Source organism: Borreliella bavariensis PBi, assembly GCF_000196215.1.
GTDB classification, from domain to species: Bacteria; Spirochaetota; Spirochaetia; order Borreliales; family Borreliaceae; genus Borreliella; species Borreliella garinii.
Map to the genome: position 1 here is coordinate 628,188 of NC_006156.1, position 16,012 is coordinate 644,199.

11 protein-coding genes and 4 tRNA genes are annotated in these 16,012 nt (G+C 29.9%); 13 read left to right on the forward strand and 2 right to left on the reverse strand.

The genetic code is table 11. From position 1 onward, the window contains the following. Positions 1 to 26 precede the first annotated feature (26 nt). Positions 27 to 779 carry a J domain-containing protein gene (locus BG_RS02995; RefSeq protein ID WP_011193909.1) on the forward strand — a complete coding sequence of 251 codons (753 nt, stop codon included), beginning with the start codon at positions 27 to 29 and terminating at the stop codon, positions 777 to 779. A gap of 59 nt (positions 780 to 838) precedes the next feature. On the opposite strand, the gene BG_RS03000 is transcribed toward BG_RS02995, so the two are convergent. Then, entirely contained in the window at positions 839 to 2,704 is a 1,866-nt protein-coding gene (locus BG_RS03000) for an integrin-binding adhesin P66 family protein (protein WP_011193910.1), read from the reverse strand. Positions 2,705 to 2,951: 247 nt separating this feature from the next. After that, a complete protein-coding gene (locus BG_RS03005) occupies positions 2,952 to 4,460 on the reverse strand; it encodes an L-lactate permease (RefSeq protein WP_011193911.1) in 1,509 nt (502 codons plus the stop codon). A gap of 71 nt (positions 4,461 to 4,531) precedes the next feature. Here BG_RS03005 and BG_RS03010 point away from each other — a divergent pair, with 71 nt between their 5' ends. The 12 genes from BG_RS03010 (at position 4,532) to lon (ending at position 15,990) form a co-directional block, all read left to right on the forward strand. Next, the gene (locus BG_RS03010; protein ID WP_011193912.1) at positions 4,532 to 5,737 is read left to right on the forward strand and encodes a D-alanyl-D-alanine carboxypeptidase family protein; all 1,206 of its coding nucleotides are present in this window, start codon (positions 4,532 to 4,534) and stop codon (positions 5,735 to 5,737) included. A 16-nt stretch (positions 5,738 to 5,753) separates the two neighbouring features. Further along, positions 5,754 to 6,245, forward strand: a complete 492-nt coding sequence (gene cheD, locus BG_RS03015; RefSeq protein ID WP_011193913.1) for a chemoreceptor glutamine deamidase CheD — start codon at positions 5,754 to 5,756, stop codon at positions 6,243 to 6,245. Then, positions 6,245 to 8,224, forward strand: a complete 1,980-nt coding sequence (locus BG_RS03020; protein ID WP_095205642.1) for an ATP-dependent helicase — start codon at positions 6,245 to 6,247, stop codon at positions 8,222 to 8,224. The genes cheD and BG_RS03020 overlap by 1 nt, the downstream gene beginning before the upstream one ends. A 114-nt stretch (positions 8,225 to 8,338) precedes the next feature. Next, the gene (gene pepD, locus BG_RS03025; protein ID WP_011193915.1) at positions 8,339 to 9,769 is read left to right on the forward strand and encodes a beta-Ala-His dipeptidase; all 1,431 of its coding nucleotides are present in this window, start codon (positions 8,339 to 8,341) and stop codon (positions 9,767 to 9,769) included. A 123-nt stretch (positions 9,770 to 9,892) separates the two neighbouring features. Further along, positions 9,893 to 9,965: transfer RNA gene (locus BG_RS03030), tRNA-His, on the forward strand. 23 nt (positions 9,966 to 9,988) lie between these two features. After that, a tRNA-Arg gene (locus BG_RS03035) sits at positions 9,989 to 10,062 on the forward strand. A gap of 79 nt (positions 10,063 to 10,141) precedes the next feature. Then, positions 10,142 to 10,222: transfer RNA gene (locus tag BG_RS03040), tRNA-Leu, on the forward strand. Between the two features lie 5 nt (positions 10,223 to 10,227). Then, positions 10,228 to 10,299 (forward strand) — tRNA-Gly (locus BG_RS03045). A gap of 40 nt (positions 10,300 to 10,339) precedes the next feature. After that, positions 10,340 to 11,698: a trigger factor gene (gene tig / locus BG_RS03050; RefSeq protein ID WP_011193916.1), complete on the forward strand. Its 1,359-nt coding sequence runs from the start codon at positions 10,340 to 10,342 to the stop codon at positions 11,696 to 11,698. A 14-nt stretch (positions 11,699 to 11,712) separates the two neighbouring features. Beyond that, positions 11,713 to 12,297: an ATP-dependent Clp endopeptidase proteolytic subunit ClpP gene (clpP, locus tag BG_RS03055; protein WP_011193917.1), complete on the forward strand. Its 585-nt coding sequence runs from the start codon at positions 11,713 to 11,715 to the stop codon at positions 12,295 to 12,297. 23 nt (positions 12,298 to 12,320) lie between these two features. After that, on the forward strand, positions 12,321 to 13,613 hold the full coding sequence (gene clpX / locus BG_RS03060) for an ATP-dependent protease ATP-binding subunit ClpX (RefSeq protein WP_044007959.1): 1,293 nt from the start codon (positions 12,321 to 12,323) through the stop codon (positions 13,611 to 13,613). Next, a complete protein-coding gene (gene lon / locus BG_RS03065) occupies positions 13,600 to 15,990 on the forward strand; it encodes an endopeptidase La (RefSeq protein WP_095205656.1) in 2,391 nt (796 codons plus the stop codon). The genes clpX and lon overlap by 14 nt, the downstream gene beginning before the upstream one ends. Positions 15,991 to 16,012 lie beyond the last annotated feature (22 nt).

The window sequence follows — 16,012 nt, forward strand, 5'->3', positions numbered from 1 at the left end:
TTATGTTTGGAGGTTATGATCAATAAATGCCAAGCTTAATTAGAACGTTTTTTTTAGTGTTGCTACTTATTTTCATTTTTAATCCCATTTTAATAGGAATGCTTTTTATATTATTTCCTTTTATTTTGATATTATTTAGTTTTTTGGGTGTTTTTAGAATATACTTTACAAGAGATTATTCATATTCTAGATCTAGAGAGTTTGAATTTTATAAACTTTCTTTTTTATTAATGTCTAAATTACTATCCATTTTAGGAACTGTAACTGGAGAACAGCTAAGTTACGTCAATTTTATTATTAATTCTTTGAATTTATCTGAACGTGGTAAATCAGAATTGTATACCATCTTTCATTCTGCTATTATTAAGAATAATAATGCGGATAAAATTTTATATACCCTTAAGCTTGGTTATTTTCAACACAAAGATCTTTTTATATGGCTTTTTGCCTCTCTTAAAGAAATTAACAGGCTTTCGAGGTATAAAAACTTAGAAGCTGAAAAATTTATTTCTTATGTTGGCGTTTTTCTTGAACTTGAATCTGATGGTTATGAAGCTTATAAAGATATTAATATTAAAATTGTAAATCCCTATAGTGTTTTGGGGTTAGTCTATAGTGCTAGTGATGATGAGATTAAAAAGGCTTATAAAAGTCTTGTTATAAAATATCATCCTGATAAGTTTGCAAATGATCCTGTAAGGCAAAAAGATGCAAATGATAAATTTATTAAAATTCAAGATGCTTATGAAAAGATTTGCAAAGAAAGAAATATAAAGTAATTAATATTAATTTGTTTTTAAAGATAAAAAAAGAAGGGCCAAGGGCCCTTCTTTTGCTTTTAGCTTCCGCTGTAGGCTATTTTGAATTGCAAGAAAGCACTACCAATGGCAGCATTATTTGTATTTTTATTAGCAAGTTCTATAATGTTATTTGAATCCCAGCCAAGAGAAATTGTTGTAAATCTTATTAGTTTTTCAAGACTAAGTCCTGTCTTTAAATAAATTTTTGTAGCATCGCTTGAGATTTTATTAGAAGGCCCTAAAAGGTATGCTCCAATATAAGGTACTACATATGCTTCTGTTGAAATGGATTCTATTGGAATTGCATAATCAAGATATAAAGCTATGCCGAGTTTCATTGCGTCTTCAAATGTTAGATTAGGGATTGTAGCTTGTGTGCTTTCTGAACTTTGTCCGGCTTGATTGTTTGTGTCAGTAGCTGAGTTTGTTGCTGTGGGATAGTTTTCTACAGATTTTTGTCTTAAAATATCATAAAGACCGATAGATGTTATCCATCCTATTCCATTCATAAGTCCTTTTTTATTGTCTTCATAGCTTGAGATTTCAACATTTAAGCTTTGAAATGCATTTTCGGATATGGTTTTTAATCTTTTTTCTGTATCCTTGGATCTGTAAAGATTTTGTCCATAGCTTATTCCTAATGCAACTCCAGATTTTTTGTCTTGTTCTCCAAATAGTCTTGTACTGTAGGAATCAGCTCCCTTAACCTTCCAAGATTCTTTTTCACCGTCGTCTTTATTCCAAAGAAGCCCTATGCTTGCTCCTGTTGAAAATGCAATGCCCAGCTCTGTATTTTTACTGAAATTAAGAGCATTGCCATTTGGATCAAATATATCTTCGGTTTTTTTACTAGGATCTGCGGATATTCCTTTTTTAAAATTTGCTGCTTTTGAGATGTGTCCAAATACAGAAAAATCGCTTGCGAAAGGATCTATTCCAAAATCGGTACCCATTTGTAAAATAAGATAGATATCTTTATTGTTGATTTTTGTTAATCCAAGCTTATATTGAGCTCCAAAAGATGCTAAAATTGCAGAATTTGATAAAGTTGGACTCAATAAATCGTTACCAACTACAGATTTATCTTTCAAAGAGTATGTTATTGATGAATTATTGAATGTTTCATTTCCATAAGCTCCTGATAAGCCAAAATTTAATTCAAAAGGTGTTTCTGCAATTACAGATCGATTATCTTCGTTTTTATCAAGTAGATTTTTAATTGGCTTCCATGTTGCTTGAACCCCATAAAGTATTCCTTTATAGGTTTTATTGTATGGAGTGTCTTTGTCATTCTCTTGATTTCTGTTACCTGTTCCTGTTCCCCCTATTGCAAATGTAAGGTCTATTTGTGGGAGTTTGTATCCCATTTGAATTGTTCCTATGTTTTTAGAAGTACCTCTTGCAAGAATTGTTCCTCTTACTATTCTGTCTTTGCTTGGAAATCCGTAGTAAGTGCTTTTGAATCCGGTCATAGGCGCAAAACTAAATAAAGATTCTTTATTAAAGTCAAAATCTGTCATAGTGCTTATCTTAATAAAAAAATCGTATATATTAATTTGGGCTGTTATGTCTCCTATGTCAATTTGAAATGGATCACCTTTTTTACCTTCCGCTTTTAATGCAAGATCTTCTACCTTAATGTAAGCTGAGAATGGATCGTCTTTGCCTAATTCGGGATTAACTTCAAATGGTTTAAGTTTAATAGTAATTTTGCTTTTGTTTTCAAATCCAGGAACAAGCTCATCCATATCAAGTCTGAACTCACTTGTGTTTTCAATTCCAAATGTAGGTATCCATGGATTTATTTTAAATATATCTTCTTCCTTTAATTTATCTGCTGCTGCAAATATTGCTACAGATGTAGTTAAAAATATAATTAATTTATATAAAATATGATTTTTCATAATTATACCTTCCTGTTGTAACTATAAACTTTTTATTAGTTCTAGTTATTTATTAAACGTATTAATAATATATTATATACATGCTATTATGCACATAATAATAACATGTATATAATATGTATATAATATTAAAATATTGGGTAAAAATTCAAGATCATATTATTATTTTGTGATTTTTATATTATTCAAATCTATAAATAAGATTAATTTTATTTTAAATTAATCTTATTTATTTTAAATGATTAATTTATACTAAATAAACTAGCAATCCTGTTGCTAGAATGTAGTATAAAGCGTAAGGTATTATTTTTGATAAAAGCTTGCCTTCTTGTCCAATTAATCCAGCAGTTGTTGTTGCTATTGTGATATTTTGGGGAGAAATCATTTTTCCCCCAGTTGCTCCTGTTGTGTTTGCTGCTGCAAGCCAGTAAGGATTTGTTCCAATATTTTCTGCCATTTGTGTTTGCAAAGGTCCAAAAAGAACATTTGAAACTGTGTCACTCCCTGTTAAAAATGTTCCAATAGCTCCAATTAGTGGACTAAATAATGGGCCAAATTTACCCGTTATTATTGAGATTCCATTAGCAAGATCTCTTATCATTCCACTGTGTGTCATTAATCTTGATATTGCAACAATGCATATGATTATAAATGAAGATAATGCCATTTTTTTCAAGGTTAGTGTAAATATTTTTAGTTGTTTTAATATTGGAACTCCTCTTATTAAATAAGATATTATTGTTGCAAGTATAATCAAGAAGCCCGGAGAGGTAATCCATTTAAAGTGTAGGGGGTTTGCTTCTGGATAAATGCTAATAGTGCTTTGAAAAGTTTTTAGGTATTCGTGAATTTTGCTAAAAAGAGGAGATACAAGCACTATAAATACTACTATTAAAATGTATGGTGAGCAAGCAATAATTCCTTTTGATAAGGGTATTGTGCTTTTGTTTTTGCTTTGGTGGTCTTTTATATCTTTATTTTCAAAAAACTTTGCATAAACTATTGTTATTGCCATAGAAAGGATGCTTCCAAGTATTGCAGGAAGTTCTGGACCCAAAGTTCTTGATATTAATACTTGAGATATTGCCATTGACATTCCTGAGAGTAGGGTAAGAACAAATACTCCTTTTAATCCTTTGATGCCTCCTCCTGCAAGAATTACCAATACAAAAGGTATTGTTAAGGTTGGAAGTATTAGTTGTAATGCAATCTCAGATGAAAGAGTGTTAACATCTAAGTTAGTTGCTTGGGCTAAAGATATTATAGGGATTCCTACAGATCCATAAGCGGTTGATGAGGTATTCATTATTAAGCAGATTAAGCAGGCAAAAAATGGTTCAAATCCCATTGCTATTAATATTGACACAGGGATTGCAACGGCAGTTCCATATCCGGCAACTCCTTCTAAAAAATTCCCAAATCCCCATGCTACTAACAAAACTATAATTCTTTTATCAGAAGATACGTTTGACAATATATTTTTAATAGTTTCTATGTCTTTTTGATCTTCTGACATTTTGTATGTAAATATGGCAGCAATAATTACGGTTGCTATTGGCCATATCCCCATTAAGGCGCCTTCAAACATTGCAAGACTTGTGTTTACTATTCCTAAGTTTTTATAAAAAATAACTATAGCAACAGTGGTGATTAATGACGTAGGTATTACATAGTAAGCAGGCTTTTTTATTATGCCAAGTCCAATAATTATTAGGATTGTTGGCACCAAAGCTATTATAAAATCATAAGAATTCATAAAAAATGACTCCTTGTTAATTATATTATGATTAACAATCAATAAATAATATATAATTTTAATATTACAACATGAATAGTATATGTGTTATTAAAAAATTGCTATTAACTTTATTTTTAATTTTTTTCCTGCTTTTTGATGATCTTTTTGCAGCTAATCTAGCTGAGATTAATGAATTATCAAAGCATGCAAAATCAATAGTTTTGATGGATTTTGACACTAAGCGGATACTTTATTCTAAGAATCCCAATTTGGTTTTTCCTCCTGCATCGCTTACAAAGATTGTTACAATTTATACGGCTTTAATTGAAGCTGAAAAGCGAAATATAAAGTTAAAAAGCATAGTCCCTATTAGTGATTCTGCTTCATATTATAATGCGCCTTTAAATTCTTCTTTAATGTTTTTAGAAAAAGGTCAAATTGTTAATTTTGAAGAGATTTTAAAGGGGCTTTCAGTTTCGTCAGGCAATGATGCTTCTATTGCAATTGCTGAGTTTGTAGTAGGCGATTTAAATAGTTTTGTTAATTTGATGAATATTAATGTTTTAAATTTAGGACTTTTTAATATGCATTTTGTTGAACCTTCTGGATATAGTAATGAGAATAAAATTACAGCACTAGATATGGCTTTTTTTGTAAAATCTTATATTGAAAAGTTTAAATTTATGCTTAATATCCATTCTTTAAAGTATTTTGTTTACCCAAAGAGTAAAAATTTAGGAACTACTTTATCATCAAAGTTTTTAAACTTAAAACAAAAAAATGCTAATTTATTAATATCTGATTATCCTTATTCAGATGGCCTTAAAACGGGATATATTAAGGAATCAGGCTTAAATCTTGTTGCTACTGCCCAAAAGGATGGAAGAAGATTAATAGCAGTTGTATTGGGGGTTAAGAAAGGAATTAATGGGCTTGGAGAGAAGATGAGAGCTTTGATTGCAAAAGATTTATTTGAGTACGGATTTAATGAATACTCCAAATTCCCTTTAATAGTAAAATTAAAAGAAAAAGTCTATAATGGTACAGTAGATACAGTTGCTCTTTTTTCTAAAGAGCCTTTTTATTATGTTTTAACAAAAGATGAATTTGATAAACTTAAGATAAGTTATACTGTTGATAAGTTGGTTGCTCCCCTTAGTGGGGATATGCCTGTTGGGAGGGCTATGATTTTTTTAGAAAATGAAAAAGTAGGGGATGTTGCTTTGTTTAGTAGTAAAGTAAATAAATTAGGGTTTTGGCAAGGTCTTTATAAAAGTTTTATAAATTTTTTTTAAGAGAGTATTAAGTTTTATGTTAAATCATTTTAATTTCAAATTGAAACGAGATGTTACAATAATAGTTCCTGGTGAAGCTTTTGTTTCAAATAAAAGAGTTATTTCTACAATTCTTGGTTCTTGTGTTGCTGTTGTGCTTTGCGATGAATCAAACAATTTAATTGGGATGAATCATTATGTTCTAGTTAGGTCAGATCTTGATATATCTCCTGATCAAAGAGGAAGGTATGGGATTTATGCTATTCCCATGTTAATAAATGCGATGTTAGAGAATGGGGCTAATAAAAGTAATCTTAAGGCTAAGCTTTTTGGAGGAACTAATTTTATGGCAAAAGGATCTGTTAAAGTGGGACTTGAAAATTCAGAGTTTGCTGTTCATACATTAAATAAGTATCGTATTCCAATCTTAGCTAAAGATTTTGATCAATCTAAGTCACGAAAGATTTTTGCTTTTCCTGAAAACTTTAAAGTTATTGTGGAATATCCAGATGGAACAAAGGTTTTTTAATTTTGCCTGATGATTTTTTTAAAAATTCTCTAAATCAATTTCAATATGAAGCGGTTACCACTATTGAGGGTGCTCTTTTAATTATTGCTGGTGCTGGCAGTGGAAAAACAAGGGTTGTTACTCATAGAATAGCTTATTTGCTTCTAAAAGGCATTGCTCAGAAGGAAATTTTAGCCTTAACTTTTACTAATAAGGCGGCTAATGAAATGAAAGATAGAATTAAAAAAATTTTGAAAAATCCTCTTAGCAATCTTATGATCTCAACTTTTCATGCTTTTGGACTTTTCTTTTTGAAAGAAAATTATAAGTTGTTAGGATATAAAAAAAACTTTAGCATTTATGATGATAATGATAGAATTTCTCTTCTTAAAGAGATTTTACTTGATGAAGGTCTTTTTAATAAAAAAGTTTCTTTAAGTTCGCTTAGCAATGCTATTTCACTTTTAAAAAATGGTATTCTCACTTTTGATGATTTAAAGGAAGAAGATATACATATTTTTAGACTTTATGAAGATCGATTAAGGCTTTATAATTCTTTTGATTTTGACGATTTAATTTTAAAGCCAAAAGAATTGTTAAGTAATAATTCTGACATTAGAAGTAAATATTCTAAAAGATATAAGTATGTTTTGATTGACGAGTTTCAAGATACTTCTTTGCTTCAATATAATTTTATTCGCCTTTTAATAAATCATAGTAATTTATGTTGCGTTGGGGATGATGATCAATCGATATATTCTTGGCGTGGGGCTAGCTATAACAATATTTTGCAATTTGAAAAAGATTACAGTGCTAAAGAAATAAAGCTTGAACAAAATTATCGTTCTGCAAAAAATATTTTAGATGTTGCCAATTCTGTGATTTTAAATAATAAAAATCGAAAGGAAAAGACCTTATGGTCTTCAAAGATGTGTAGCAAAGTTATAGATGTTTTTATGTTTGATGATGAGATTCAAGAATCTGAGTTTGTTGCAAGTCAAATAATAGAGCTTTCAAGGATAGAAGGTTTTAAATCTAAAAAAATAGGAGTTATTATGAGAACTAATGCTCTTTTTAGAAACGTTGAGATGATTTTTAAAAGACAGGGCATAAAATATAAGGTTTCAGGGGGAACATCTTTTTTCCAGAGAAAAGAAATAAAAGATATTATTTCTTATTTAAATGTAATAATAAATCCTAAAAGTGATTATGATTTGCTTAGAATTATAAATGTTCCAAGAAGGGGAATTGGCAAGGAATATTTGAAAAAAATTAGAGATATAGCAGATAAGAAAGGTTGCTGTATTTATGATGCTCTTTGTGATATTGTTTTTTCTTTTACAAGCACTTCTAGTTACGACAAAGCTTTAAATAAGCAGGTCATTGAAAGTATAGAAGATTTTGTGTCTTTTATTGAAGAGTATCAATATAAATTTAGTATAACAAAAAACACTTATTCTAATATAATCAAAGAAATGATAGAAAGTATTGAATATTGGGGATTTCTAGTTAATGAAAATCCCAATTCAATTAAAGTGGCTGAGTATAAATATCAAAATATAGAAGGGTTTTTAAGTATAATTAAAAATTGGGAATCCAAGCAATTTGGCGAATTGAGAGATTTAAGCAGTTTTTTAAACTATATACTTCTTCAATCTAATGAAGTTAGTGAGGAATCTGAAAATATTAATATTAATTTAATGACAGTGCATTCTGCTAAAGGTTTAGAATTTGATTATGTATTTTTTATTGCTGTTGAAGACAATATTATTCCGCATCATAGAATAATTGAAGAGAGCGAGATTGGTTTAGAGGAGGAAAGGCGAGTTTTTTATGTTGCATTAACTCGTGCAAAAGATTCTCTTATTATTACTATGGCCAATAAGCGAAAAAAAGATAGGCAAATTTTTGATCAGCTGCCTTCAAGATTTATTTCAGAAATTCCTAAAGAATTTTTAAATTTTAACTATTATGCAGATTTTTCTAAAAATAAAGCTTGATTAGTATTATTGAATAAATTTTAATATTGATTTAGTATATTATATTATTAATTATAATTAAGTCTAAGTATTTTTATGGATTTAATATAATCACATAATTAAAGGAAATTTATTATGAGTATTGTAATTGATTCTTTTAAAGAGATATCAAAAATTCCAAGATGTTCAAAAAATGTTAAAGGAATTATTAATTTTATTAAGGAGAGATCCAAAAAATTTGGTTATTCTTTTAAAGAAGATAGTGTTGGAAATCTTGTTGTGCAGATAAAATCCAATAGTAATATTAATATGCACCCTATCATTTTACAATCTCATGTTGATATGGTTTGTGAAAAAAATGAATCCAGTTTACATAATTTTGAAACAGATCCAATTGAAATTGTTGAAGAGGATGGGTATCTAAAAGGAGTGGGGACTACCCTTGGAGCTGATAATGGGATTGGAGTAGCTATGATGTTGAGCATTATGAGTGAGGCCAATAGCTTCTCTCATCCTGATTTAGAACTTCTTTTTACCGTTGATGAAGAAATAGGCCTAATAGGTGCTCTTAGTCTTGATTCTAAGCTATGTAGTGGCAAAAGCCTTATTAATCTTGATGGGGAGGAAGAGGGTTATTTTTTAGTTGGTTGTGCGGGATCAAGACTTGTTGAGATTGTTTTTTCTCCTCAGTATAGTCTTGCAACAAAAAAAACAAAAGTAGAAATTTTGCTTAAAGGGCTTAAAGGCGGCCATTCTGGAGCAGATATTCATTTAGATTTGGCAAATTCTTTAAAATTAATGTTTTTTGCTCTTTTCGAAATTAAATCAAATATTGATTTTGAGATTGAAAGTATTTTTGGTGGAGACAGCAGTAATGCAATTCCAAATGAAGCCAAGGCTTTAATCTTTATTAATGATAGTGATTATGATTTATTAAGTAAAGAACTTAAACTTTTCGTATTTAAAGTTAAAAGTGTATATTCTCTTGAGGATGAATTTGACATTGTTGTTAATAAAAAAGAATTTTCATCAGTTAAAGTTCTTGATGAAAATAGCAAAAGCAAGCTTTTAAATATGGGAATGGGATTTTTACATGGAGTTCAAAAAGTAGAAAATTATGAAAATAAGCTCATCAAGACTTCTTTAAATTTTTCAAGTCTTTTCAAAATTAAAGACGACTATATTTTTACTTTTTTAATAAGATCTTTATTTGATTCAGATAAAGAGTATGTTTTTAATCATTTACAATCAATAGGCGGTTTATCAGGAGCTAATTTGCGTGTAATTTATGACTATCCTTCTTGGAAGTCTAACAAGAATAGTAATCTTTTAAAACATCTTAAAGAGGTGTATAAAGAGATGTATCTTGAAGATGCTAATGTTTCTTTAATACATGCGGGGCTTGAAACAGGTATAATATCTTCGAGGTTGGGGGGCATAGAATCTGTTACTCTTGGGCCTTGGATTGAATCGCCTCATACTACTAGAGAAAGGGTAAATATTTCTTCAACTATTAGAGTTTATGATTTCTTGAAAAAAAGTTTAGAAAGATTTCAAAAATTTTAGTTTTAAAAATTTAATGTTTTAATATAAATTTTTGAATAAAGGTCTTATAGCTTTTATTATCCTTATCTTTTGTTGACTTAGAAATTAAATATTTATAAAATGTTATAGTAATCATAGTTATTGGTGGTTGTAGCTCAGTTGGTAGAGCGTCGGGTTGTGGTTCCGAATGTCGCGGGTTCAAGCCCCGTCAATCACCCTGTATTTAATTTTCTTTTAGCTGCATTCATAGCTCAATTGGATAGAGCAGTGGACTTCGAATCCGAAGGTTGCAGGTTCGAGTCCTGCTGAGTGCGAAAATGTTATTTATTTCTTGGATTAGGCATACTTGCAAAAGCTTTTAAGTTTTTGTATACTAGTTTGAGTATGAAGTATGCAGGAGTGGTGGAATTGGCAGACACGCTAGACTTAGGATCTAGTGCTTTTGGCGTGTGGGTTCGACTCCCACCTTCTGTAAAAGTGCGAAAGTAACTCAGGGGTAGAGTGTCACCTTGCCAAGGTGGAAGTCGCGGGTTCAAATCCCGTCTTTCGCTTTTAAATAATTATCAATAAAGTTTAATTGAGGCATTAGCAGTGATTTTGAGTAAAGATATTAAACTTCTTCCAGGTTCGAAAGTTGAGGTTTTAATTAGAGTTTCAAAAAATATTATTCAGGAAAAATATAAGTCGTTATTACAAGATTATTCTTCCCGACTTAAGATTCAGGGTTTTAGAATTGGAAAAGTCCCTATTAATATTATTGAGAATAAATATTCTGAGGGGTTAAAAGCTACTGTTTTAGAAGAAGTGATTAATGGTTCTTTTAAAGAATTTTTCAAAGAAGAACCTAAAAGACCTTTGAGTTATGCTGCTCCTACTATAAAGGAAAAAGATTTGAGATTAGATCTTGACAAAGATTTTGAATTTACTTTTACATATGAGACTTATCCTGAATTTGAAATTCCAAGTGTTGATAGTATTGATATTAAAGTAGAGGTTCCTGAAGTTTTTATTGATGATTCTGATATTGATAATGAGATTAGGCGTCTTCAAATAGAAAATTCAATTATTATTGAAGATGAGGAAGGGGTTGTCAAGAAAAATAGCATTGTTAAAGTGGATTTTGTTGAACTTGATGATCTTTTAAATGAGATATTATCAACCAAAAGACAAGATTTTGTTTTTACAGTTGGAAAGTCTGAAACCTATTATGATTTTGACAGAGATGTAATTGGCATGAGGATAAATGAGGAGAAAGTTTTAGAAAAATCTTACATTACGGATTACAAATTTGAAGAACTTGCGGGCTCTTCAAGAAAATTAAAGATTAAAATTAAAAGTATCAAAAAAAGAGATCTCCCCTTAATAGATGATGAGTTTGCGCAAGATATTAGCGACAGATATGATACGCTGGATGATCTTAAAAATTTTATAAGATCTGATATTTTAAACGTTATTGAAGAAAAAAAGGAAGCTTTAAAGCTAAATAAATTTTTTTCTACTATTTCTGAAAAATTAGAAATAGATATTCCGCATTCAATGATTGAGGCTGAAATTGAAATTGCTTTTAAGGATACTGCAAAGCAAAATAAGATGGGGCTTGAGGAGTTTAAAAGTATTTTTTATTCTTCGGGATATGTTGGTAGTGTCAATTTGAAAGATAAAATTCTTAGCAATTTGAAATCTAAGTTGATAATTCAGAAAATGGTAGATTTAGATCCAATTGAAGTTACTGAGAGTGATCTTGAGGATGAAATAGCTAGACAGTCTGAGAATTCAGGTATGAGTTGCGAGGAGATTAAGAAATTTTATGAAGATCAAAATTTGATTTCTTATTTAAAGGATGATATTAAAAGGAAAAGAGTTAAGAAAAAAATTTTAGCAAATCTTAAAGAGTTAAAAGGCAAGCAAGTTTCTTTTAAAGATTTTGTTAATTATAAAATTTGTGAGTAAGAAAAATGGAGTTTATGCATAATTTAATACCCACTGTGATAGAGCATACGGGAAATTATGAGAGAGTATTTGATATATATTCAAGATTACTTAGAGAGCGTATAATATTTTTGAGTGGTGAGATTAATGATCTTAAGGCAGACACTGTTATTGCTCAACTTTTGTTTTTAGAATCAGAAGATTCAAATAAAGATATTTATCTCTATTTGAATTCTCCAGGAGGCAGTATTACTGCAGGTCTTGCAATTTATGATACTATGCAGTATATAAAACCTGATGTAAGGACAATTTGCATTGGGCAAGCTGCTTCAATGGGAGCTTTTTTGCTTGCTGGTGGCGCTAAGGGTAAAAGAGAATCTCTGGCTTATTCTAGAATAATGATTCATCAGCCTTGGGGAGGAATAAGTGGTCAGGCTAGTGATATTAATATACAAGCTAATGAAATTTTAAGACTTAAAAAGTTAATAATAGATATTATGTCTAATCAGATAGGGATTGATAAGGAAAAACTGGCTCTTGATATGGAAAGAGATTATTTTATGACTTCAAATGATGCTCTTAAATATGGTCTTATTGATAGTATCTTAGTACGGGAGTAGTTTTATTTTTGGTAAAAATTTTTATGGCAAGATTAAAAGGTCAAAAAGTAAAAGAATGTTCTTTTTGTGGACTTAGCGTTGCTGAGCTTGGGGGCAATGTTGTTATATCTAATGGAGTAGCGATTTGTCCTGAATGTTCTAAAATATGTCACAATCTTTTTAAAGAAAAGTTGAGCAATCCGCTAGATTCTAAATCCAATGGTTTGCCAACTCCCAAACAACTTAAAGATCATTTAGACATGCATGTTGTTGGGCAAGAAGATGCAAAAAAAGTTTTGTCTGTGGCTGTTTATAACCATTATAAGAGAATATTGAAAAATAATAAATATGATAATGGCATTGAAATTGAAAAATCCAATATACTTTTGGTTGGGCCCACAGGCAGTGGTAAAACTTTGCTTGCAAAAACGTTAGCTGCAGAGATGAATGTGCCATTTGCAATAGCAGATGCTACGACTTTAACAGAAGCTGGATATGTTGGTGAAGATGTAGAAAATATTTTGCTTAAATTAATACATGCTGCTCATGGGGATGTTAGTCTGGCTGAGAAAGGGATTATTTATATAGACGAAATAGATAAAATTGCTAAAAAAAATGAAAACGTTTCAATAACAAGAGATGTTTCTGGAGAAGGGGTTCAGCAGGCTTTGTTAAAGATAATTGAGGGCACTATTGCTAATGTTCCCCCAAGAGGTGGTAGAAAGCATCCTTATGAGGATACTATTGAAATTAATACTCAAAATATACTCTTTATATGTGGTGGCGCTTTTGTTGGGCTTGAAAATATTGTTAAGAATCGAATAAACAAGAGTTCTATTGGGTTTTCAGCAATTGAAAAAAAGAATATAAGAGAGGACACTTCATTAAAGTATTTAGAAATGGAAGATTTGATTAAATTTGGCTTGATACCAGAGTTTGTTGGTAGACTTCCTGTACATTCGTATCTTGAAAAGTTAAATAAAGAAGATTTGATGAGAATATTAGTTGATCCTCAAAATTCCATTATTAAGCAGTATTATCATATGTTTAAAATGGATAATGTTGAATTGGTATTTGAAAAAGATGCTTTGGAATCAATTGTAGATGAAGCTATTCTAAAAAATACTGGGGCAAGGGGTCTTAGATCTATTTTAGAGGGTCTTCTTAAAGATGTTATGTTTGAGGTTCCTTCAATTAGTAAGACTAAGAAGGTTATTGTTACAAAAGAATCTGTTTTAAATACAGATATTAACCCATTAATTTTGGTGGGAAATGCAATTAAAAAGCCTTGGGCAAAAGAGTTATATGAAATCAATCTTAAATATGATAAAAAATAGAAAAGAAGATCTTCCAATTGTTATTTTAAAAGAAAATGTTCTTTTCCCTAATATTACATTGTGGGTAACCTTTGATAATGAATATGTAATTAATTCCATAGCCCAATCTATGTTAGAGGGAAGGTTGATTCTTTTTGCATATCCAAATGAATCTAATTATGACGAATTTGGTAAAGGAGGGATTAAAAACCTATGTTCTGTAGGCACTTATTCTAAACTTATCCAGGTTATAAAGGTCAGTAAAGACGTAGTAAAAGTTTTGGTTGAGTGTCAAAGCAGAGTTCTTATAGACAGTGTTTCAAAAAAAAATGATTATTTAAGAGCCAAAGTTACTTTTGTGCCTGATGTTAGTGGATTAAACAGAGAGCTTTTTACTTATTCTAAATTTTTAAAAGAAACTTACGAAGTTTATAGAAATTCTTTATCTTTAAAATCTTATGATAGTGATAATGAGCCAATTGATTATTTTGAGAATCCAAGCAAGCTTGTTGATATTATAGCTTCTAATTCAAACTTAGAGAATAGTATAAAATTAGAGCTTTTGCAAGAGTTAAATGTTAAAACCAGAATAGAAAAGTTAATTGTTAATTTAAACATTGAAATTGACCTTTTAGATCTTAAAAAAGATATTAATTCTAAAGTTAGAGCTAAGCTGGATAAAGGACAAAGAGATTATTTTCTTTCTGAGCAAGTTAAAGAGATACAAAAAAGATTAGGTAAAGATGAGAACGACTATATTGACAGATTAAATTCCAAAGATATTTCAGAAGATGTTAAATCTAAGATTGAAAAAGAAATTTCTAGATTATCTAAAATGCAGATGAATTCTCCCGATGCTAATATTATTAGAAGCTATATAGAATTAATATTAGATCTTCCTTGGAATGAAAATACTCTTATGAAAAATCATTTAAGCGAGATTGAGTTTATCTTAAGAAATTCTCATTATGGTATGGATGAAGCAAAAGAAAAGATAATAAATTTTTTAGCTGTTTATCAAATTAATTCTAAGGTTAAAGCTCCTATTTTATGCCTTGTAGGACCTCCCGGTATTGGCAAAACATCTCTTGTAGAATCTGTTGCAAGATCGTTGTCTAGAGAATTTGTTAAAATATCTCTAGGTGGCTTAAGAGATGAGGCAGAAATTAGGGGACACAGAAGAACCTATGTTGGTTCTCTTCCAGGTGTTTTTATTAGTGCAATGAAAAGAGCAGGCAAATCTAATCCCGTTATTCTTCTCGATGAAATAGATAAAATTAATAATAGTTATAAAGGAAATCCCGAATCTGCCCTTTTAGAAGTTTTAGATCCCGAGCAAAATTATAAATTTATAGATCATTATTTAGAAATTCCTTATGATCTTTCTAATGTTTTATTTGTTACAACAGCCAATTCTCTTAATAGTATGTCAAAGCCACTTCTTGATAGGATGGAAATAATTAAAGTTGAGGGTTATTCTTATATTGAAAAGTTAGAGATTGCTAAGATTTTTTTGATTCCAAGCATAATTAAAGAGAGTTTTTTAGACAAAGTTTATATAAGAATAGAAGACGAGGTTATTTTTAATTTAATTAGAAAGTATACTATGGAATCTGGTGTAAGGGGACTAAAGAGAGTTTTAACTAATTTAATTAGAAAACTCGTAAGGGAGCTGCTTTATAAGTATTCTAAAGATCAAATCATCAAAGGCAATTTTTATTCACCAAGTTCTTTAATACATGGAAACAATTCACTTTTTACTCATGATCCTGATATTCCAGGTATTTATAAAATAATAAATATTAATAATTATTGTAATTATGTTGATACTGAGTATAACTTGGATTTAATTAAGATTGACTCTTCTGGATTTGTTTATGGACTTGCTTGGACAAATTATGGTGGCGCAGTTCTTCCTGTTGAGGCAACTAAGTTTGAGAAAACAGGAGACATTATTCTAACAGGAAGTCTTGGGGCTATTATGAAAGAGAGTGCACAGCTTGCATATTCTATAGTTAAGACCTATTCTTCTAAGCTTAATTTTGACATAAAAGAAAGTCCCGAAATTCATTTACACTTTCCAGAAGGGGCAACGCCAAAAGATGGACCTTCTGCAGGTATTACCATTGCAACAGCAATTGCTTCAATACTGTCTGACAAGAAGGTCCCCTTGGATCTTGCAATGACTGGTGAGGTGACTTTAAAAGGTTTTGTTCTTCCTGTGGGCGGCATTAAAGAAAAAGTTTTAGCAGCCTATAGAAATGGTATAAACAAAGTTATTTTACCTAAAGATAATAAAAAAGATTATTTTAAGCTTCCAGAAGAAGTTAAGGATAATATAGATGTTAAGTTTGTCTCTAGTTTGGAAGAAGTTTTTGATTATTTGAATATTATTTAAAAGTTTATATATTTATATTTTA

Excerpts from the sequence above, each read along its gene's own strand:
- BG_RS03010 (WP_011193912.1), top strand. The coding sequence starts at position 4,532 with ATGAATAGTATATGTGTTATTAAAAAATTGCTATTAACTTTATTTTTA.
- cheD (WP_011193913.1), top strand. The coding sequence starts at position 5,754 with ATGTTAAATCATTTTAATTTCAAATTGAAACGAGATGTTACAATAATA.
- pepD (WP_011193915.1), top strand. The coding sequence starts at position 8,339 with ATGAGTATTGTAATTGATTCTTTTAAAGAGATATCAAAAATTCCAAGA.
- clpP (WP_011193917.1), top strand. The coding sequence starts at position 11,713 with ATGCATAATTTAATACCCACTGTGATAGAGCATACGGGAAATTATGAG.
- lon (WP_095205656.1), top strand. The coding sequence starts at position 13,600 with ATGATAAAAAATAGAAAAGAAGATCTTCCAATTGTTATTTTAAAAGAA.
- BG_RS03005 (WP_011193911.1), bottom strand. The coding sequence starts at position 4,460 with ATGAATTCTTATGATTTTATAATAGCTTTGGTGCCAACAATCCTAATA.
- BG_RS02995 (WP_011193909.1), top strand. The coding sequence starts at position 27 with ATGCCAAGCTTAATTAGAACGTTTTTTTTAGTGTTGCTACTTATTTTC.
- clpX (WP_044007959.1), top strand. The coding sequence starts at position 12,321 with ATGGCAAGATTAAAAGGTCAAAAAGTAAAAGAATGTTCTTTTTGTGGA.
- BG_RS03000 (WP_011193910.1), bottom strand. The coding sequence starts at position 2,704 with ATGAAAAATCATATTTTATATAAATTAATTATATTTTTAACTACATCT.